This is a genomic window from uncultured Merdimonas sp., from assembly GCF_963929015.1.
Taxonomy (GTDB): Bacteria; Bacillota; Clostridia; order Lachnospirales; family Lachnospiraceae; genus Merdimonas.
On sequence record NZ_CAWVHE010000011.1, the window covers coordinates 151,908 to 168,803 of the forward strand.

Below are 16,896 nucleotides of genomic sequence, written 5' to 3' on the forward strand. Positions count from 1 at the left end.
AGGAGCAAGAAGCGTATGTCATATCAATCAGTAGAAGAAGCGTATGCAAGATGTAGAAAAGACGGGATCGAATTCTGGAAAGCCATCCAGCTGGAAGATATGGATGAGAACGGGATCACAGAGGAAGATTCCTGGAGAAGAATGAAAGGCATGTGGCAGGCGATGCTGGACGGGATCGCAGCCTATGAGCCGGACGAGATGTCTGCCAGCGGCCTGGTAGGAAAAGAAGGCGGGCTGATGGAAGCTTATCAGAAAAAGGGCGACACCCTCTGTGGTGATTTTATGGCCAAAGTGATGACCAACGCCCTGAAGATGGGCTGTAACAATGCCTGTATGAAGCGGATCGTGGCAGCGCCTACGGCGGGAGCCTGCGGCGTGCTGCCGGCGGTGCTGGTGACTTATTATCAGGAATATCAGGTTCCGGAAGAAAAGATGATCGAGGCTATGTATGTGGCAGCCGGCATCGGACAGATCATTGCCAATCGGGCATATCTGGCGGGTGCTTCCGGCGGATGCCAGGCGGAGATCGGTTCCGGATCCGGTATGGCGGCGGCGGCCATCTGCTATGTCAGAGGCGGCGCCCTGGAGCAGCTGGGAGACGCCTGCGCCATGGCATTAAAGAATCTGATGGGTCTGGTCTGCGACCCGGTAGGCGGCCTGGTGGAAGTCCCCTGTGTGAAGAGAAATGTAGGCGGCGCAGTCAATGCGCTGGCAGCCGCGGATATGGCGCTGGCAGGGATCGTCAGCCAGATCCCGGTGGATCAGACCATTGACGCGATGAAAGAAGTAGGAGACAAGATGGATGTAAGCCTTCGCGAGACCGGATACGGCGGTGTGGCCAATACGCCGGTAGCGGCAGAAGTCGTGAAAAGACTGGGGCTTACCCTGTAATTCTGGAACAGAGAAAGAAGTGGTCAGATTATGGAAACAGGTTCCAGACTGGAAGTGCGCGCCTTTCATGTGACGGACGCGGCATACGGAGAAGAAAATAAGATCACCATAGACGGACATCTGACGGTATGCCGGGAGACGGCAAAAGAGATTCTGGCAAAAGAGCCGCTGATCAAGAGCATCGATATACGGATCATTTTGCCGGATGAACATCAGCAGCATACGAATACCATTATGGACGTCATTCCTTTATCCACGAAGGTACTGGGAAAAGTGGGAGAAGGCGTGACTCACACGCTGACAGGGGTATACGTCCTCCTGACAGGTGTGGATGAAAGCGGCAGGCAGGTGTGCAACTTTGGCGCAAGCGACGGGATCCTGGCGGACAAGATCGCCTGGGGAAGAGCCGGGACGCCGCTGGAAACGGATCTGCTGATCTCTTTTGACGTGGTGTTAAAGGAAAATACCTGGGCGGACCGGCCGGGACCGGAGGCGGCGCACCGGGCCTGCGACACCTTCTGCCAGATCTTCCGTGACCAGATGAAGAAGTTCAACGGATATAAATGCACAGAAAAGCATGTATTTCAGGAAACCTATGAGCCGGACCGCAAAGATGTATATATCGTAAAGGAAGTGTCCGGCCAGGGCGCGGTATACGACACCCGCATGTTTGGCGACGAGCCCTGCGGTTTTGAGGGCGGCCACTCGGTGATCGATATGGGATGCATGCCGGCGCTGGTTACGCCCAACGAATTCCGGGACGGCGTGATGCGGGCCATGGATTAAGCGGAAGTTGCGATGGATCAGAGGAGGCGGAAGCGATGGGTATTGGAACAAGCATGAAAGAAACGTCTCTGCATTATTACAGAGATCCTCTGGTGGAGATGGTTTCTGAAGACCAGGATGTAAACTTAAGAGGGATCATCATTGTGGGATCGCCGGATAAAAATGAAGACAAGCTGCTGTCTTCCGAGCGGGTAGGCGTTACGCTGGAATGCGCCCGGGCGGATGGAGCCATTTTCTCCTGCAATGGGCTGGGAAATAATCACATTGATTATGCACATGCCATTGAAGCGGCGGAGAAACGGGGCGTCCCGGTGGTGGCTCTTAGCATGGTGCCGGCAAAGGATTTTGTGGTACAGAACGACTGCCTGGACGGCGTGCTCTGCTACTATAAAGCTTTTGAGAAAACGGGAGCTATGGGGGACGAGACCACTGTGCTGGCAGAAAATACAGTGAGCGAACTGGATGCAAGAAAGGCGCTGGCCATGCTGAAACTGAAAATGAGAAAAAAGGGGAACAGCTAAGGCTGTTCCCGCTCTGTGGTTGCCCGCCGGAATACTTTCGGGGTGATGACTTTGTGGACTGGTTCCCGTAAGGGAGCCGGTCTTCTTTTTTTGCGCTCATTCATCTGTTCCACCAGAAGGCTGACTGCTTCATAGGCCAGTTTGTCAATCTGCTGTCCGATCGTGCTGATCGGAACCACGGCTTCTCTGGAAACAGGAGAATTGTCAAAGCCGACCAGGAGATAGTCGTCCGGCAGGCACCCGTATGTCCGGAAGAGAAGATTTAAAAAGGTGTTGGCATGCGTATCATTGGAGACAAAGATGCCTTTTTTCTGCCCGTGATACTTTTGTTCCAGTTCTTCGATGATCTTCTGGAGAAGCGGCTGAACCGTCTCGTAACTGTGGCCGAACTCCCGGAAGATCATTTCGTGACGGAGGTTCTGCTCCCGGCAGCAGTCTAAAAATCCCTGGATCCGGCCGTAGCTTGGGAGCTTTGGGTCTGTGGGGGAGTTGATATGAAGCAGAATATCGCAATCGTGTTTTGCAAGAAGGCTTGCGGCCTGGTATCCGCCCATGTAGTTGTCTGTGTTGATGCTGCTGACAAACTGGTCCTCCCGTTCGATGGTCACAATAGGAATGGGAAGATCCGCCAGTTCCCGGGAAGGGATGGTGTGGCTTAAAATGATCATGCCCTCGATCTGATAGGCCAGAAGCTCCTGGATATACCGCCGCTCGATCTCTTCATTTTCATTGCCTGTAAAGACGAGAAATTTGTATCCGAAAGTTTCATAAGTATGTAAGATCTGATTCAGGACCTCCGCGTAATAGTGGTGATAGAGATCCGGGATCAGAAGCCCGATAAACTCCGTCTTGCCGCTGGCCAGGATCCGGGCTACTTTGTTTTCCTGATAGTTCAGTTTTTCCAGGGCATCGGAGATGATCTTCTGGTTTTCCAGAGTCAGGGAATCCGGATGGTTAAAATAACGGGAAATTGTTGTCTTTGAAAAATGAGTATATTTTGCAATGTCATCAAAGGTGACTTTCTTTTTCGGGCCCATGAGTTAAACTCCTTATTCTTCGTTGTTACTTATTTCCTAAATTATAGCAAAAGACAAACGATCCCGCAAGGAGGAAGCGGTTAAGTAACCGGTTTTGTAAAAAGTAGATAAAGAGAGAAGTCGGGTTTCGGTAACAATTTACAAAAATTGTATTTATCACTGCAAATGATTGACGGATTCCTGGAGGAGTGCTAAGATAAAACCATAAAGTAACCGGTTACTTTACCGGTTACAAAACGGAAAAAGCTTAAGGAGGAGAAACTATGAAGAAACGATTTGCATCAAGAGTGCTGACCCTGGGAATTGCGGCGACTCTGATGCTGACCATGCTGACGGGCTGCGGCGTCCGGTTTGGATTTGCAAGTGATCCGGATGACCCGAATGAAGAAGAAAAGACAGTTCCCATTGATACATCCATAGATACGTTTGAATATGATACGTCTCTTGAAGGAACCAGCATTACGCTTTTGAATTCCAAGGCAGAGATCCAGACGGCATTAGAAGAGATGGGAAAGGTGTTTGAAGAAAAATCCGGGGTGCATGTGGAGGTTATGCCTGTGACGGACGGCGATTCTCCCTACACAAAGGTGGTAAGCCTTTATAATTCCGGCACTCCGCCCACACTGATGATCCTGGATACTACGGACGTCATCGCTCTGGCCGAAGAAAAAGGCGAGGATCTGTCCGGCGAACCATGGACCGCGCAGGCAGAAGGTTATCTGACTACGGTAAATGGAAAGGTATACAGTTTCCCGCTCTGCATTGAGGGACGGGGCATCATCTATAACCAGAAAGTGATCGAGGATGCGCTGGGAGAGACCTTTGATCCGAAAACCATCCAGACGCAGGATGACTTTGTAGAACTTCTGGACCGGCTGGTGGATGCAGGGATTGAAAAACCCATTTCCCTTGCAAAGGACGACTGGTCTGTAGGAGCCCATCATCTCCAGTATATTTATGAGACCTTTGACGGGACTTCAGACGGAGCGGCGGAGGCGATCGAGGAGATCAAGGACGGAGACCTGGATCTGAACAAGTATGACCGGATGTCGGAATTCCTGGACATGTTTGATATCCTGAAAAAATACAACGTGGCAAAAGCAGATCCCTTGGGCGCTGACTATGATGAGATGGCCATCGACCTGGTAGACGGCAAGACGGCTTTCTGGTTTAACGGCAACTGGGCATGGCCCAACTTACAGGACGCAGGCGCAGAGGAAGACGAAGCATACGGATTCCTGCCATATTATATGAATAATGATCCGGATGATTTTGCCAATCAGAAGATCCAGGCGTCCCCGTCCAAGCAGGTGATGCTGGACGGACAGGTGGCAACCGAAGAAGAGAAGGCGGCCGCAAAGGAATTTTTAAACTGGATCGTCTTTAGCGAGATCGGCCAGCAGATGCTGGTAAAGACCTGCAATATCATTCCGCCTTTCCAGAATAATCCGTATGAACCTTCGGATCCGTTAAGCAAAAATATCTATGAACAGGTACACGCAGGAACGACCTTCAATGCCTCTGCCATCGTTCCCAACGACCACTGGTCCGTACTGGGCGCCGCGATGCAGAAATACATGGCAGACCGGTGCGACCGGAAGGAACTGATCAGGGATATTGAGGATTACTGGGCAGAGCAGGAGTAAAAGGGAGGAAGAGTTATGAGAACAAAACATGGAGGAAAAGAGTTCTGTATGTTCGCCCTGCCGGGACTGTTTTGTTTCCTGGCGGTCGTGATCGTCCCGTTCATTTACGGTGTCTATCTGACGCTGACAGACTGGGACGGCGTGGCTTCGGTGAAAAATTTTGTGGGTCTTGAGAACTTCGGGGGCGTCATGAGAGACAGCCAGTTCTGGACCTCGCTGTTATTAACATTTAAATACGTTGTGTTTGTTGTGGTAATTGTAAATGTGATCGCGTTTGCTATTGCGTATCTTTTAACCAGAGGGATCAAGGGCCAGAACTTCTTCCGGGCCGGATTCTTTACCCCGAACCTGATCGGAGGTATCGTCCTTGGATATATCTGGCAGTTCGTGTTCTCCCGCGTCTTTGTCAGCATCGGCGAGACCACAGGCTGGAAGCTTTTTGAAGCGTCCTGGCTTTCGGATCCCACGAACGCTTTTGTGGCGCTGGTGGTAGTCAGCGTATGGCAGCTCTCCGGTTACATGATCCTGATCTATGTGGCCGGCTTTATGGGGCTCAATGAAGACGTAATGGAAGCGGCCAGCATCGACGGCGCCACGGGATGGGTCAAACTGAAAAGTATCATCCTGCCGCTGATGATGTCGTCTATCACCATCTGCCTCTTCTTAACCCTGTCAAGAGCATTTATGGTATACGATGTGAACCTGTCACTGACCGGCGGCGCGCCTTATGGCACCACAGAAATGGCGGCAATGCATGTATATGAGAAAGCCTTTACATCCAGACAGTTTGGCGTAGGCCAGGCAGAGGCACTGATCCTGTTTATCATCGTGGCTGTGATCAGCGGTCTGCAGGTATATCTGACCAAGAAGCAGGAGGTGGAAGCATAATGAAGAAATCGACAATCGGAGGAAACAAAAGAAAACTGGCAAATGCGCTGGCAATGATCGGTCTGATCATCGTGTTTATTGCGTATATGTTCCCCTTCCTGATGGTAGTGATCAATTCTCTGAAGGAAAAAAGAGACATCATTAAGAGCCCATTCTCCTGGCTCTTTACCATCAAAGGACTGTCCTTTGATAACTTTGAGAAAGCATTTACCCAGATGGACTTCCTGAATGCTTTTAAAAACTCCCTGATCGTAACCGTGTCTGCAACGGTACTGGTAACGATCCTGGCGGCGATGCTGGCCTACTACATTGTCCGCCACAACAACGCAGTGTCCAAGCTGACATTCGCACTGATGGTGGCGTCCATGATCATTCCGTTCCAGGCCATCATGATCCCGCTGGTCAGCATTTACGGAGGAACCTTAAATATCCTGAACCACCGGCTGACGCTGATCTTTATGCATACCGGATTTTCCATGGCCATGTCGGTGTTCATGTTCCACGGATTCATCAAAGGAAATGTACCTATCGCGCTGGAAGAGGCGGCCTGTATCGACGGCTGTACCAGTTCCCAGACATTTTTTAAGATTGTGCTTCCGCTTCTGAAGCCTATCATCTCCACAATGGTGATCCTGAATTCCATGGCATTCTGGAACGACTTCCTTCTGCCGTCTCTGGTGCTGACGGACAAAGAACTTCTGACACTGCCGCTGTCCACTTATAGTTTCTATGGTACATACTCGGCAGATTATGGTACAATCATGGCAGGACTTCTGTTATGCGTGATCCCGATCATGATCCTGTATGTAGCTTTGCAGAAGCAGATCATCGGCGGAGTAGTTGCAGGAGCAGTGAAGTAGCGATTCCAGGTTCCAAAGGTCTAAGCCCACATGAGCTTGCTCATGAATGGGCGAAAGACATTGGGAACCGCCCCCGTATGAGCATAAAAGTGGGATGAATATCCCGCGATATGCGAATAGGGGGGACGGATTGTGAGAGTGCGGAGCACGGAACAATCCGTTGGAATCAAAAGAATCACAAAATCAAAAAATCACAGAGATTGCGAAACCAAGAAAAAGAAACGAGGCTTGAGACATCATGAAAGACAGCTTACATTTGAAGGCCCCGGGCGGCTGGATCAACGACCCCAACGGGTTTATCTACTATCAAGGAGAATATCATCTGTTTTACCAGTATTTCCCTTACGGGACCCGCTGGGGAACCATGCACTGGGGGCATGCGGTGAGCCAGGATCTGGTGCACTGGGAGCACCTGGGCGTGGCTTTGTTCCCCACCAAAGGGTACGACCGGAACGGCATATTTTCCGGAAGCGCGCTGGAAGTGGATGGAAAGCTGTACCTCTATTATACGGGAGTGAAATATCTGGAAACCAATGAAGAGGATATCCATTGCAGCATTCATGACAGCTTTGAGTCTTCCCAGGCCATGCTGATCTCAGAAGACGGGCGGCATTTCGATAACTGGGGACAGAAGCGCCTGCTGATCCCGGTGATCCGGGATGAGGAAAAAGGCGATCCTAAAGACACCAGAGATCCCAAGGTATGGAGAGAAGACGGAACGTGTTACATGATCCTGGGAAGCACTTATCGGAAAAAGGTCGGAAGAGCCCTGTTTTTCAAAAGTCCGGACGGCCTTAACTGGGAATTTGCCGGGGAATGCCGGGACGAGGCCTTTGGAGAGACCCTGGAGTGCCCGGACATTTTCCAGATCGGAGAACAGTATGTGATCCTGGGCTCCCCCATGAACGTGACTGAAGCCGGGATCGAACACCGCCACCATGCAAAATGCGGGCTGGCAGATTTCAAGCTTCCCCAGTGCGAGATGAAGCTTCGTGGCGACTTCCGGTTTGTAGATTACGGCCTGGACTTTTATGCGCCCCAGACCGCTCTGGACGAAGCTGGCCGCCGGGTGATCATTGGCTGGATCCGGATGCCGGAGCCGGTGAAGGATGATCCGGATGGACGGGGTCCGTGGATCGGCATGATGAGCATGCCCCGGGTGGTGGAGGTGGAGAACGGACATATTTCATTCCGTGTTCATCCAAATGTAGACGCACTTTACTCCAAAAGGTGCCTGTCCCCGGACGATGTCCCGGAAGGCCGTCCTTTCCGGATCCGCACATCCATGAGAGAAGGCGAGACCCTGAATGTCTGCGGTTACAGGATCAGCGTGGAAGACGGCCGCGTGACGACCGACCGCAGCGAAGTATTTCCGGATCTGAAAAATTACCGCACCCGGGCAGAAACGCCGGAGACGGGCCGCGCGGAAAACACACTGGATATCTTCGTGTCGCCTCACCTGGTGGAAGTGTTCGTCAACGACGGGCAGTATGTGATCACCCATGTGGTATACGGATTAAAGAAAAAACTGGCAGGGAAAGTGGAAGAACTGCTGGTGGAAAAAGAATACACAGAATGATCTTTTACCTGGATTTGATCTTGCCTTCATTCGTTTCTCACAATCCTGTGCTAAAATGTCAGCAATGAGACTTTTAGAGATTGTGAGGTAGACGAGTATGCAGAAAGAACGCAGGAACCGGAAAAGGATCAAGGCAGATATGATGAGATCTTACTACATCATGGAATCAAAAGTAGACGCGAAAGCAAGGGAGATTTTCAAGAGAAAGCCTTATGCTGTGGCGCAGTAAAAGTTTAAATGGGGACGGGGGATTTTCCAAAATCCCCCGTCCCCATTTGAATCTCTAAGTCTATACGGTTTCGGGTGCTGCAGCCTCTTCCGCCTCTGCTGCCATTTTCTTTTTGCCCAGGTCCATCAGAGTGTTCATTGCCTTCAGGATGCAGAAAAGCACGAACGCCATGATCAGGAAGTTTACAACGGAAGAAATGAATGCAGATGCGAATCCTGCGATATCCTCAAAGGAATACATTTTTCCGCCGGTTACAAAGTTCAGGATCGGATTGATAAAGTTATCGGTGAGAGAGGTAACGATACTGGTAAAAGCGCCACCAATGATTACACCGACTGCCATGTCCAGCGCATTTCCGCGCAGGGCAAACGCCTTAAATTCTTCGACAAATTTTGTCATTTTCTCTTTCATTGCAGAGAACCCTTTCTTTTTCAAATCAGTAAATGTCTAACAGTTTCTCTTTGGTGATTTTAAGCACACTTTTCTTATTATAAATTTGATAATCAAAGTACTTGACAAACAGGTAGGAATATCATATACTTTGAAAGTCAAAATAATTGAAATTCAAATCATTATAGGGGAATGACTATGGCAGTGATCATATGCGGAACAGGGTCTTATATACCGCCTTGTTCCATGGATAACAATGATATTGCAAAACTGGTGGAAACCAGTGACGAGTGGATCCGGGAGCGGACCGGCGTGGTAAGACGCCACGTCATTCGGGAAGAGACAACGGTGTCTATGGCGGCCAGGGCCGGACGCCGTGCGCTGGAGCAGGCGGGTATTGAAGCCGGGGAGGTAGATCTGATCCTGGTGTCTACCATTTCTTCCAACGTGATCCTTCCCTGCGCCGCCTGTGAAGTGCAGCGGGAGCTGGGGGCGGTAAACGCCACCTGTTTTGATCTGAACGCCGCATGCACTGGGTTTTTGCTGGGATACAATACGGCGGCGGCCTATCTGGAGTCTGGTGTATACAACACAGCCCTGGTGATCGGAAGTGAAAGCCTTTCCAATCTGACTAACTGGAGCGACCGCACCACCTGTATCTTATTTGGAGACGGAGCAGGCGCGGCAGTGATGCAAAAAGGCGGGGGAAGACATTACCTGCCGGTGACCCATTCCAATGGAGCCAAAGGCGGGGCGCTGACATTAAAGAGCCGTCATGACCAAAGCGTCCTGACGGGAGAGCGGGATCCGGAAGAGCTGCTGGGGCCAGAATATTTTATGCAGATGGACGGACAGGCAGTGTTTAAGTTTGCGGTAAGGAGTGTTCCCCAGGCTGTGGAAGAGGTGCTGGAAGCCAACCAGGTAAAAAAGGAAGAGATTTCCTGTTACATCCTCCATCAGGCAAACAGAAGGATCGTGGAGGCTGTGGCAAAGAGACTGGAAGAACCACTGGAGAAATTTCCGATGAACCTGCAGGAATATGGCAACACCTCCTCTGCCAGCATCCCCATTTTGCTGGATGAGCTTGTGCAGCAGGGGAAGGTAAAACGAGGAGCGAAGATTGTGCTGGCCGGTTTTGGAGCCGGTCTAAGCTGGGGGGCTTCTATCCTGGACTGGGCGTAAACTGTCGGGAAGGGATCCGCCCTTCGGACAGTTTTAGCAATCCTGCGCCGGAAAGGATGTGCAGACAGGGCAAACGCCGGATCTGACAGCCTGGCGCGGAAAATAAATATAAAGAAAAAGAAAGAAAAAGGAGAACAGACATGTTAGAGAGAATCAAAGAATTAGTTGCAGAGAATTTAGGCGTAGACGCAGGAACGATTACAGAGACGTCTTCTTTTAAGGAAGATCTGGAGGCAGATTCCCTGGATCTTTTTGAGCTGGTAATGTCACTGGAAGAAGAGTATGGGATTGAAATCCCCACAGAGGATCTGGAAAATATCGCGACCGTTGGCGACATTATTTCTTATGTAGAGTCTCACAAAGAGTAGCTGGAAAACACAGAGCAACAAACAAAGAAGGAAAAGCGGGGGTTGAATGATGCAGACAGAAGTAACCAAATTATTAGGAATCGAATATCCAATCATCCAGGGCGGTATGGCCTGGGTTGCAGAATACCATCTGGCAGCAGCCGTGTCCGAGGCCGGCGGCCTGGGACTGATCGGAGCTGCAAGCGCTCCGGCTGAGTGGGTCAGAGATCAGATCCGCGAAGCAAAGAAGCTGACAGACAAGCCGTTCGGGGTCAATATCATGCTGATGAGCCCTTATGCGGATGAAGTGGCAAAGGTGGTTGCAGAAGAAGGCGTAAAAGTCGTAACGACCGGCGCGGGAAATCCGGAGAAATATATGGCTATGTGGAAAGAAGCAGGCGTAAAGGTGATTCCGGTAGTTGCTTCTGTCGCCCTGGCAAAGAGAATGGAGCGCTGCGGTGCAGACGCACTGGTGGCTGAAGGCTGCGAGGCCGGCGGACACATTGGTGAAAATACGACCATGGTACTGGTTCCGCAGGTGGCAGACGCAGTTAATATCCCGGTTATCGCAGCAGGCGGTATCGCAGACGGACGTGGCATCGCGGCGGCATTTATGCTGGGAGCAAAAGGGGTACAGATGGGAACACATTTTGTAGTTACCGATGAGTCCCAGGTACACGAAAATTACAAAGAGAGGATCATTAAGGCGAAGGATATTGATTCCCGTGTAACAGGAAGAACAACCGGCCATCCGGTCAGAGCCCTTCGCAATGACATGACCAGAAAATATCTGGAATTGGAAAATAACGGTGCCAGCTTTGAGGAACTGGAGCAGCTGACCCTGGGCGGCTTAAGAAGAGCTGTTGTGGACGGCGATGTGAAGAACGGAAGCGTGATGGCAGGGCAGATCGCAGGCATGGTAAAAGAAAGAATGTCCTGTAAGGATCTGATCCAGAAGCTGGTAAAAGAAACCGATGCATTGATAAAAGGAGCAGGCTTTTATGAGTAAGATTGCATTTATTTATCCGGGGCAGGGCGCTCAGAAAGCCGGTATGGGGGCGGATTTTTATGAAAACTGCCCGGAGGCAAGAGAATTGTTTGATCAGGCCGGCGAGGCGCTGGGGCTTGACATGGCTGCCCTTTGTTTTGAGGAAAATGATCAGCTGGATCTGACAGAATATACGCAGGCGGCGCTGGTGACTACCACCCTTGCCATGACAAGAGTGGTAGAAAAACACGGCATTCACGCGGATATGACCGCGGGATTAAGCCTGGGAGAGTATTCTGCGATCGCGGCGGCCGGCGGCATGAGCGAACTGGACGCCATCCGTCTGGTAAGAAAAAGAGGGATCCTGATGCAGAATACCGTTCCGGCAGGCGAAGGCGCCATGTGCGCGGTAATGGCCATGGATGCCGGAAAGATTGAAGAAGTGATCGCGCCCATTGACGGTGTGTCCATTGCAAATTATAACTGTCCGGGGCAGATCGTGATCACAGGTGAAAAACATGGCGTAGAGCAGGCGGCGGAAGCGTTGAAGGAAGCGGGAGCCAAAAGAACGGTGATGTTAAATGTCAGCGGCCCCTTTCATTCTCCCATGCTGATCCCTGCAGGAGAACAACTTGCAGGAGAACTGGCAGACGTCCAGATGTCTCCGCTGAAGATCCCGTATGTGACCAATGTGACCACAGAGATCATTTCTGATATCAGCAGAACTAAAGAACTGTTGAAGGAACAGGTAAGTTCTCCGGTGCGCTGGATGCAGAGCATGGAAGTGATGATCGAAAACGGTGTGGATACCTTCATCGAGATCGGACCGGGACGCACACTGGCCGGATTCATGAAGAAGATCAACCGGGATGTGAAAGTATATAACATTGCAGCGTTAGAAGATATCGAGAAAGTGGCTGCAGAAATGGAGGCCTCATGCTAGAAGGAAAAGTGGCGGTAGTGACAGGCGCTTCCCGGGGGATCGGGAAAGCGATCGCGAAAAAACTTGCATTGCAGGGCGCGAAAGTCATCATCAATTATAACGGATCAGAAGAAAAGGCGCTGGCCGTAAAAGCAGAGATTGAAGAAGCGGGCGGGCAGGCAGTTGTATACCAGTGTAACGTAGCGGATTACACAGCCTGTGAGACCTTTATCCAGACCGTGATCAAGGAGCAGGGAAGCCTTGATATCCTGGTAAATAACGCCGGGATCACCCGGGACGGACTGCTGATGAAAATGTCGGAGGAAGATTTCGATCAGGTGGTGAATACCAACCTGAAAGGCGCGTTTCATACCATGCGTTTTGCCGTAAGACAGATGTTAAAACAAAGAAGCGGCCGGATCATTAATATGTCTTCGGTTGTGGGTGTCAGCGGAAATGCAGGACAGGTCAATTACGCAGCCTCCAAAGCGGGCGTGATCGGCATGACCAAGTCAGCGGCGAGAGAACTGGCAAGCCGTGGAGTGACGGTCAATGCTGTGGCGCCGGGATTCATTTCTACAGATATGACAGACGTGCTTTCAGACAAAGTCAAAGAAGCGGCGGAAGGACAGATCCCGCTTGGCAGATTCGGGAAGCCGGAAGACGTGGCCGCGGCCGTGGCATTTCTGGCCTCCGAAGAAGCAGGATACATCACCGGCCAGGTGCTGCACATAGACGGCGGGATGTGCATGTAATGAGACCTGCATCGGCAGAGGAAACTGCATTTGCAGATTTATCTGCAGATATGCAGTTTTCGATGTCGATATTGGGCGAATGCCCACAGCGAGATGGAGCGTCAGCGGAATCGAGCTGGGCAGGTCGAATGGTTGTCGGGCAGTATTGGGCGAATGCCCACAGCGAGATGGAGCGTCAGCGGAATCGAGCTGGGCAGGTCGAATGGTTGTCGGGCAGTATTGGGCGAATGCCCACAGCGAGATTTATATTTTATGAAAGGACAGGTTCTATGAAAAGAAGAGTCGTAGTGACAGGACTTGGGGCAGTCACCCCCATCGGAAATACAGTGGAAGAGTTCTGGAATAATATTAAAAAGGGAACCGTGGGAATCGGAGAGATCACCAAATTCGACACCACAGACTACAAAGTAAAGATTGCCGCAGAAGTCAAAGATTTTGTGGCTAAGGAGAGAATGGATTTCAAATCAGCCAGGCGAATGGAACCATTTTCCCAGTATGCGGTAGCGGCGGCAAAAGAAGCCTATGAAGACGCAGGACTTGACATTTCAAAAGAAGATCCTTACCGCGCCGGCGTCATCATCGGCTCCGGGATCGGAAGCCTTCAGGAAGTGGAGAAGGACTATGAGAAGATCCTGACCAAAGGACCGTCCAAGGTAAATCCGCTGATGGTTCCTCTGATGATCTCCAACATGGCTGCCGGAAATGTATCTATCCAGCTGGGATTTAAAGGGAAATGCACCAATGTGGTGACAGCCTGCGCCACCGGCACCAATTGCATCGGAGACGGTCTGCGGGCCATCCAGTATGGAGATGCGGATATTATAGCCGCAGGGGGAACAGAGAGCTGTATCTGCCCGACCGGTGTGGCGGGATTTACCAGCCTGACAGCCCTTACCACATCAGATGATCCGCTGCGGGCATCCATTCCATTTGACAAGGACAGAAGCGGATTTGTCCTGGGAGAAGGCGCAGGCGTTGTGATCCTGGAAGAGCTGGAGCACGCAAAGAAGCGGGGCGCGAAGATTTATGCGGAAGTGACAGGATACGGAGCGACCGGGGACGCTTACCACATTACCTCTCCGGCCGAGGACGGAAGCGGCGCTGCAAAAGCGATGGAACTTGCCATAGAAGAAGGCGGGATCCAGCCTTCCCAGGTGGACTACATCAATGCCCACGGCACCAGCACTCATCACAACGATCTGTTTGAGACCAGAGCCATCAAGCTGGCGCTTGGCGATGCCGCAAAGGATGTGGTGGTCAATTCCACAAAATCCATGATCGGTCACCTTCTGGGAGCGGCCGGCGGTGTGGAATTTATCGTCTGCGTCAAGAGTATTCAGGACGGATTCATCCATCAGACCATGGGAACCAGGGAAGCAGATGAAGAATGCGATCTGAATTATGCCATCGGCGCTCCGGTGGAGAAAGATGTCAATTACGTGCTGACCAATTCCCTGGGCTTTGGCGGCCACAACGCAACACTTCTTCTGAAAAAATATGAAGGATAGAAAGGACGGCTGTATCATGGAATTTGAAAATCTATTAAAGCTGATCCAGGCAGTTTCCGATTCAGAACTGACCGGACTGAAATACGAAGAAAAAGGTGTGAAACTTCACCTGACCAAAGAAAAAGAAACGGTAATGACTGCAGTACAGACTGTTCCGGCCTGTGAAACACAGCAGGCAGCATCCTTCGCGCCGGCAACATCCTTTGCACCGACATCCGATGCCTCTGAGACAGCAGGGACAGAAGAACCGAAAATGGAAGGGAACATCGTGACCTCTCCGCTGGTGGGCACATTCTACGCAGCGCCGGCCGAGGATGCAGAGCCATTCGTCACCGTGGGAAGCCAGGTGAAAAAAGGCCAGACACTGGCCATCGTAGAAGCCATGAAACTCATGAACGAAATCGAAAGCGATTTTGACGGGAAAGTCGCGGAAGTGCTGGTAGAGAACGGGCAGCCGGTAGAATACGGACAGCCGCTGTTTCGCATTTGTTAGTTAGGGTACACCCTGAAAGTCGATTAGGTACAGGGTAAAAGTCAATTTGGGACGTAGACCTTTTGCATTTTACTACGTCCCCAGGAGGTCTATCATGAACCATTTAGATATTAATCAGATCAAGGAAATTATCCCCCACAGGCATCCGTTCCTGCTCATTGATTATATTGAGGATTATGAGCCGGGGCAGTATGCAGTGGGATATAAATGTGTGTCCTACAGGGAGGAGTTTTTTGCCGGGCATTTTCCGCAGGAGCCGGTGATGCCGGGTGTCCTGACTGTGGAAGCACTGGCCCAGGCAGGCGCCGTGGCGATTCTTTCCAAGGAGGAAAACCGGGGAAAGATCGCTTATTTCGGCGGCATTAATAAGTGTAAATTTAAAGGGAAGATCGTGCCGGGGGACAAGGTCCGCCTGGAGACAAGGATCATCAGGCAGAAAGGGCCTGTCGGTGTGGGCGAGGCTGTTGCCAGTGTGGATGGTAAAACGGTTGTCAGCGCGGAACTGACATTTATGATCGGATAGGGGAATCGTTATATGATTAAGAAAGTATTGATCGCAAACCGCGGCGAGATCGCGGTCCGGATTATCCGGGCGTGCCGGGAAATGGGAATTGAAACGGTTGCTGTTTATTCGGAGGCGGATAAAGAGGCGTTGCACACGAAACTTGCGGATGAGGCGATCTGCATCGGTCCGGCGCCTTCGCAGGAGAGTTACTTAAGTATGGACCGCATTTTGAGCGCCACGATCATCAGCGGCGCGGACGCGATCCATCCGGGCTTTGGTTTTTTGTCTGAGAACAGTAAATTTGCGGAGCTCTGTGAGCAGTGCAATATTACGTTTATTGGTCCGGATTCGAAAGTGATCGCAAGTCTTGGGAATAAGCAGGAAGCCAGAAATACCATGGTGGCGGCGGGTGTGCCGGTGATCCCTGGCAGCAAAGACGCCATTTATGATGTGGAGACTGGAAAGAAAACCGCGAAAGAGATCGGCTATCCGGTGATTATCAAGGCGGCTCTTGGCGGCGGCGGCAAAGGTATGCGTGTGGCGCAGACAGCGGAGGAGTTTGAGAAAAGCTTCCAGACCGCCCAGAAGGAGAGCCAGATGGCATTTGGCGACGGCACCATGTATATCGAGCATTTCGTACAGCATCCGCGGCACATTGAATTTCAGATCCTGGCGGATAAATATGGAAATGTGATCCATCTGGGAGAGAGGGACTGCTCTGTACAGAGGAATCACCAGAAGATGATCGAAGAATCTCCGTCGCCGGCTCTTGACGAGAGCTTAAGACAGAAAATGGGAGAGGCTGCCGTCAGGGCGGCGAAGGCCGCGCACTATGAAAATGCGGGCACCATCGAATTTCTTCTGGAGAAAAATGGAAACTTTTATTTTATGGAAATGAATACCCGGATCCAGGTAGAGCATCCGGTGACCGAATGGGTGACCGGGATTGATCTGGTAAAAGAGCAGATCCGGATCGCTTCCGGGGAGGCGCTTTCCTACACCCAGGACGAGGTGCGGCTTACCGGCCACGCCATTGAGTGCCGGATCAATGCGGAGAATCCGGAGAAAGGCTTCCGCCCGTCTCCGGGAACTATTACGGACATGTACCTGCCTGGAGGAAAGGGGATCCGGATCGATTCCGCGATCTACAGCGGCTATACCATTCCTCCGTATTATGATTCCATGGTGGCGAAGCTGATCGTCTGGGCCAAAAACAGAAAAGAGGCCATCCGCAAGATGCAGAGCGCCCTTGGAGAGGTTATTATCGAAGGCATTGATACCAACGTAGATTACCAGTACGAGATCCTGAACCACCCGGATTATCGCTCTGGAAATATCGATATTGAGTTTATCGAAAGATTGTAGAAGG

General features: G+C 51.2%; 19 protein-coding genes. 17 read left to right on the top strand and 2 right to left on the bottom strand.

Features of this window, described 5'->3' with window-relative positions; translation table 11 throughout:
- Nucleotides 1–15: 15 nt before the first annotated feature.
- Genes sdaAA through ABGT54_RS06055 form a run of 3 tightly spaced genes read left to right on the top strand, consistent with a single transcriptional unit; the run spans nt 16 to nt 2,198 of the window.
- Nucleotides 16–891: an L-serine ammonia-lyase, iron-sulfur-dependent, subunit alpha gene (sdaAA, locus tag ABGT54_RS06045; protein WP_204908980.1), complete on the top strand. Its 876-nt coding sequence runs from the start codon at nt 16–18 to the stop codon at nt 889–891.
- Nucleotides 892–921: 30 nt separating this feature from the next.
- Nucleotides 922–1,677: a proline reductase cluster protein PrdD gene (gene prdD / locus ABGT54_RS06050; RefSeq protein WP_346663266.1), complete on the top strand. Its 756-nt coding sequence runs from the start codon at nt 922–924 to the stop codon at nt 1,675–1,677.
- A 35-nt stretch (nt 1,678–1,712) separates the two neighbouring features.
- The gene (locus ABGT54_RS06055) at nt 1,713–2,198 is read left to right on the top strand and encodes a glycine/sarcosine/betaine reductase component B subunit (RefSeq protein ID WP_204908978.1); all 486 of its coding nucleotides are present in this window, start codon (nt 1,713–1,715) and stop codon (nt 2,196–2,198) included.
- Here the strand turns inward: ABGT54_RS06055 and ABGT54_RS06060 are convergent.
- Nucleotides 2,195–3,235, bottom strand: coding sequence for a substrate-binding domain-containing protein (locus tag ABGT54_RS06060; RefSeq protein ID WP_346663267.1), 1,041 nt, complete (start codon nt 3,233–3,235; stop codon nt 2,195–2,197). The genes ABGT54_RS06055 and ABGT54_RS06060 overlap by 4 nt on opposite strands.
- A gap of 263 nt (nt 3,236–3,498) precedes the next feature.
- Between ABGT54_RS06060 and ABGT54_RS06065 the strand changes: the two genes are divergently transcribed.
- The 5 genes from ABGT54_RS06065 (at nt 3,499) to ABGT54_RS06085 (ending at nt 8,437) form a co-directional block, all read left to right on the top strand.
- Entirely contained in the window at nt 3,499–4,881 is a 1,383-nt protein-coding gene (locus ABGT54_RS06065; protein WP_346663268.1) for an ABC transporter substrate-binding protein, read from the top strand.
- Nucleotides 4,882–4,896: 15 nt separating this feature from the next.
- Nucleotides 4,897–5,769, top strand: coding sequence for a sugar ABC transporter permease (locus ABGT54_RS06070; RefSeq protein ID WP_204908975.1), 873 nt, complete (start codon nt 4,897–4,899; stop codon nt 5,767–5,769).
- Nucleotides 5,769–6,629, top strand: a complete 861-nt coding sequence (locus tag ABGT54_RS06075) for a carbohydrate ABC transporter permease (RefSeq protein WP_346663269.1) — start codon at nt 5,769–5,771, stop codon at nt 6,627–6,629. Before ABGT54_RS06070 ends, ABGT54_RS06075 begins: the two co-directional genes overlap by 1 nt.
- A 238-nt stretch (nt 6,630–6,867) precedes the next feature.
- A complete protein-coding gene (locus ABGT54_RS06080; protein ID WP_346663270.1) occupies nt 6,868–8,208 on the top strand; it encodes a glycoside hydrolase family 32 protein in 1,341 nt (446 codons plus the stop codon).
- Between the two features lie 97 nt (nt 8,209–8,305).
- Nucleotides 8,306–8,437: a hypothetical protein gene (locus tag ABGT54_RS06085; RefSeq protein ID WP_275553046.1), complete on the top strand. Its 132-nt coding sequence runs from the start codon at nt 8,306–8,308 to the stop codon at nt 8,435–8,437.
- Nucleotides 8,438–8,497: 60 nt separating this feature from the next.
- Here ABGT54_RS06085 and mscL read toward each other — a convergent pair whose 3' ends face one another.
- Nucleotides 8,498–8,848 carry a large conductance mechanosensitive channel protein MscL gene (gene mscL / locus ABGT54_RS06090; RefSeq protein WP_346663271.1) on the bottom strand — a complete coding sequence of 117 codons (351 nt, stop codon included), beginning with the start codon at nt 8,846–8,848 and terminating at the stop codon, nt 8,498–8,500.
- Between the two features lie 177 nt (nt 8,849–9,025).
- Between mscL and ABGT54_RS06095 the strand changes: the two genes are divergently transcribed.
- The 9 genes from ABGT54_RS06095 (at nt 9,026) to ABGT54_RS06135 (ending at nt 16,892) form a co-directional block, all read left to right on the top strand.
- Entirely contained in the window at nt 9,026–10,009 is a 984-nt protein-coding gene (locus ABGT54_RS06095; RefSeq protein ID WP_346663272.1) for a beta-ketoacyl-ACP synthase III, read from the top strand.
- Nucleotides 10,010–10,149: 140 nt separating this feature from the next.
- A complete protein-coding gene (gene acpP / locus ABGT54_RS06100; RefSeq protein WP_346663273.1) occupies nt 10,150–10,377 on the top strand; it encodes an acyl carrier protein in 228 nt (75 codons plus the stop codon).
- 49 nt (nt 10,378–10,426) lie between these two features.
- The gene (gene fabK, locus ABGT54_RS06105; RefSeq protein ID WP_346663294.1) at nt 10,427–11,365 is read left to right on the top strand and encodes an enoyl-[acyl-carrier-protein] reductase FabK; all 939 of its coding nucleotides are present in this window, start codon (nt 10,427–10,429) and stop codon (nt 11,363–11,365) included.
- A complete protein-coding gene (gene fabD, locus ABGT54_RS06110; protein WP_346663274.1) occupies nt 11,358–12,287 on the top strand; it encodes an ACP S-malonyltransferase in 930 nt (309 codons plus the stop codon). The genes fabK and fabD overlap by 8 nt, the downstream gene beginning before the upstream one ends.
- A complete protein-coding gene (gene fabG / locus ABGT54_RS06115; protein ID WP_346663275.1) occupies nt 12,281–13,021 on the top strand; it encodes a 3-oxoacyl-[acyl-carrier-protein] reductase in 741 nt (246 codons plus the stop codon). Before fabD ends, fabG begins: the two co-directional genes overlap by 7 nt.
- A 269-nt stretch (nt 13,022–13,290) precedes the next feature.
- On the top strand, nt 13,291–14,529 hold the full coding sequence (gene fabF / locus ABGT54_RS06120) for a beta-ketoacyl-ACP synthase II (protein ID WP_346663276.1): 1,239 nt from the start codon (nt 13,291–13,293) through the stop codon (nt 14,527–14,529).
- A 16-nt stretch (nt 14,530–14,545) separates the two neighbouring features.
- On the top strand, nt 14,546–15,022 hold the full coding sequence (gene accB / locus ABGT54_RS06125) for an acetyl-CoA carboxylase biotin carboxyl carrier protein (protein ID WP_346663277.1): 477 nt from the start codon (nt 14,546–14,548) through the stop codon (nt 15,020–15,022).
- A 94-nt stretch (nt 15,023–15,116) separates the two neighbouring features.
- On the top strand, nt 15,117–15,545 hold the full coding sequence (fabZ, locus tag ABGT54_RS06130) for a 3-hydroxyacyl-ACP dehydratase FabZ (protein ID WP_204909081.1): 429 nt from the start codon (nt 15,117–15,119) through the stop codon (nt 15,543–15,545).
- Nucleotides 15,546–15,557: 12 nt separating this feature from the next.
- A complete protein-coding gene (locus ABGT54_RS06135; RefSeq protein ID WP_346663278.1) occupies nt 15,558–16,892 on the top strand; it encodes an acetyl-CoA carboxylase biotin carboxylase subunit in 1,335 nt (444 codons plus the stop codon).
- Nucleotides 16,893–16,896: the final 4 nt, after the last annotated feature.

Excerpts from the sequence above, each read along its gene's own strand:
- sdaAA (WP_204908980.1), top strand. The coding sequence starts at position 16 with ATGTCATATCAATCAGTAGAAGAAGCGTATGCAAGATGTAGAAAAGAC.
- prdD (WP_346663266.1), top strand. The coding sequence starts at position 922 with ATGGAAACAGGTTCCAGACTGGAAGTGCGCGCCTTTCATGTGACGGAC.
- ABGT54_RS06055 (WP_204908978.1), top strand. The coding sequence starts at position 1,713 with ATGGGTATTGGAACAAGCATGAAAGAAACGTCTCTGCATTATTACAGA.
- ABGT54_RS06060 (WP_346663267.1), bottom strand. The coding sequence starts at position 3,235 with ATGGGCCCGAAAAAGAAAGTCACCTTTGATGACATTGCAAAATATACT.
- ABGT54_RS06065 (WP_346663268.1), top strand. The coding sequence starts at position 3,499 with ATGAAGAAACGATTTGCATCAAGAGTGCTGACCCTGGGAATTGCGGCG.
- ABGT54_RS06070 (WP_204908975.1), top strand. The coding sequence starts at position 4,897 with ATGAGAACAAAACATGGAGGAAAAGAGTTCTGTATGTTCGCCCTGCCG.
- ABGT54_RS06075 (WP_346663269.1), top strand. The coding sequence starts at position 5,769 with ATGAAGAAATCGACAATCGGAGGAAACAAAAGAAAACTGGCAAATGCG.
- ABGT54_RS06080 (WP_346663270.1), top strand. The coding sequence starts at position 6,868 with ATGAAAGACAGCTTACATTTGAAGGCCCCGGGCGGCTGGATCAACGAC.
- ABGT54_RS06085 (WP_275553046.1), top strand. The coding sequence starts at position 8,306 with ATGCAGAAAGAACGCAGGAACCGGAAAAGGATCAAGGCAGATATGATG.
- mscL (WP_346663271.1), bottom strand. The coding sequence starts at position 8,848 with ATGAAAGAGAAAATGACAAAATTTGTCGAAGAATTTAAGGCGTTTGCC.
- ABGT54_RS06095 (WP_346663272.1), top strand. The coding sequence starts at position 9,026 with ATGGCAGTGATCATATGCGGAACAGGGTCTTATATACCGCCTTGTTCC.
- acpP (WP_346663273.1), top strand. The coding sequence starts at position 10,150 with ATGTTAGAGAGAATCAAAGAATTAGTTGCAGAGAATTTAGGCGTAGAC.
- fabK (WP_346663294.1), top strand. The coding sequence starts at position 10,427 with ATGCAGACAGAAGTAACCAAATTATTAGGAATCGAATATCCAATCATC.
- fabD (WP_346663274.1), top strand. The coding sequence starts at position 11,358 with ATGAGTAAGATTGCATTTATTTATCCGGGGCAGGGCGCTCAGAAAGCC.
- fabG (WP_346663275.1), top strand. The coding sequence starts at position 12,281 with ATGCTAGAAGGAAAAGTGGCGGTAGTGACAGGCGCTTCCCGGGGGATC.
- fabF (WP_346663276.1), top strand. The coding sequence starts at position 13,291 with ATGAAAAGAAGAGTCGTAGTGACAGGACTTGGGGCAGTCACCCCCATC.
- accB (WP_346663277.1), top strand. The coding sequence starts at position 14,546 with ATGGAATTTGAAAATCTATTAAAGCTGATCCAGGCAGTTTCCGATTCA.
- fabZ (WP_204909081.1), top strand. The coding sequence starts at position 15,117 with ATGAACCATTTAGATATTAATCAGATCAAGGAAATTATCCCCCACAGG.
- ABGT54_RS06135 (WP_346663278.1), top strand. The coding sequence starts at position 15,558 with ATGATTAAGAAAGTATTGATCGCAAACCGCGGCGAGATCGCGGTCCGG.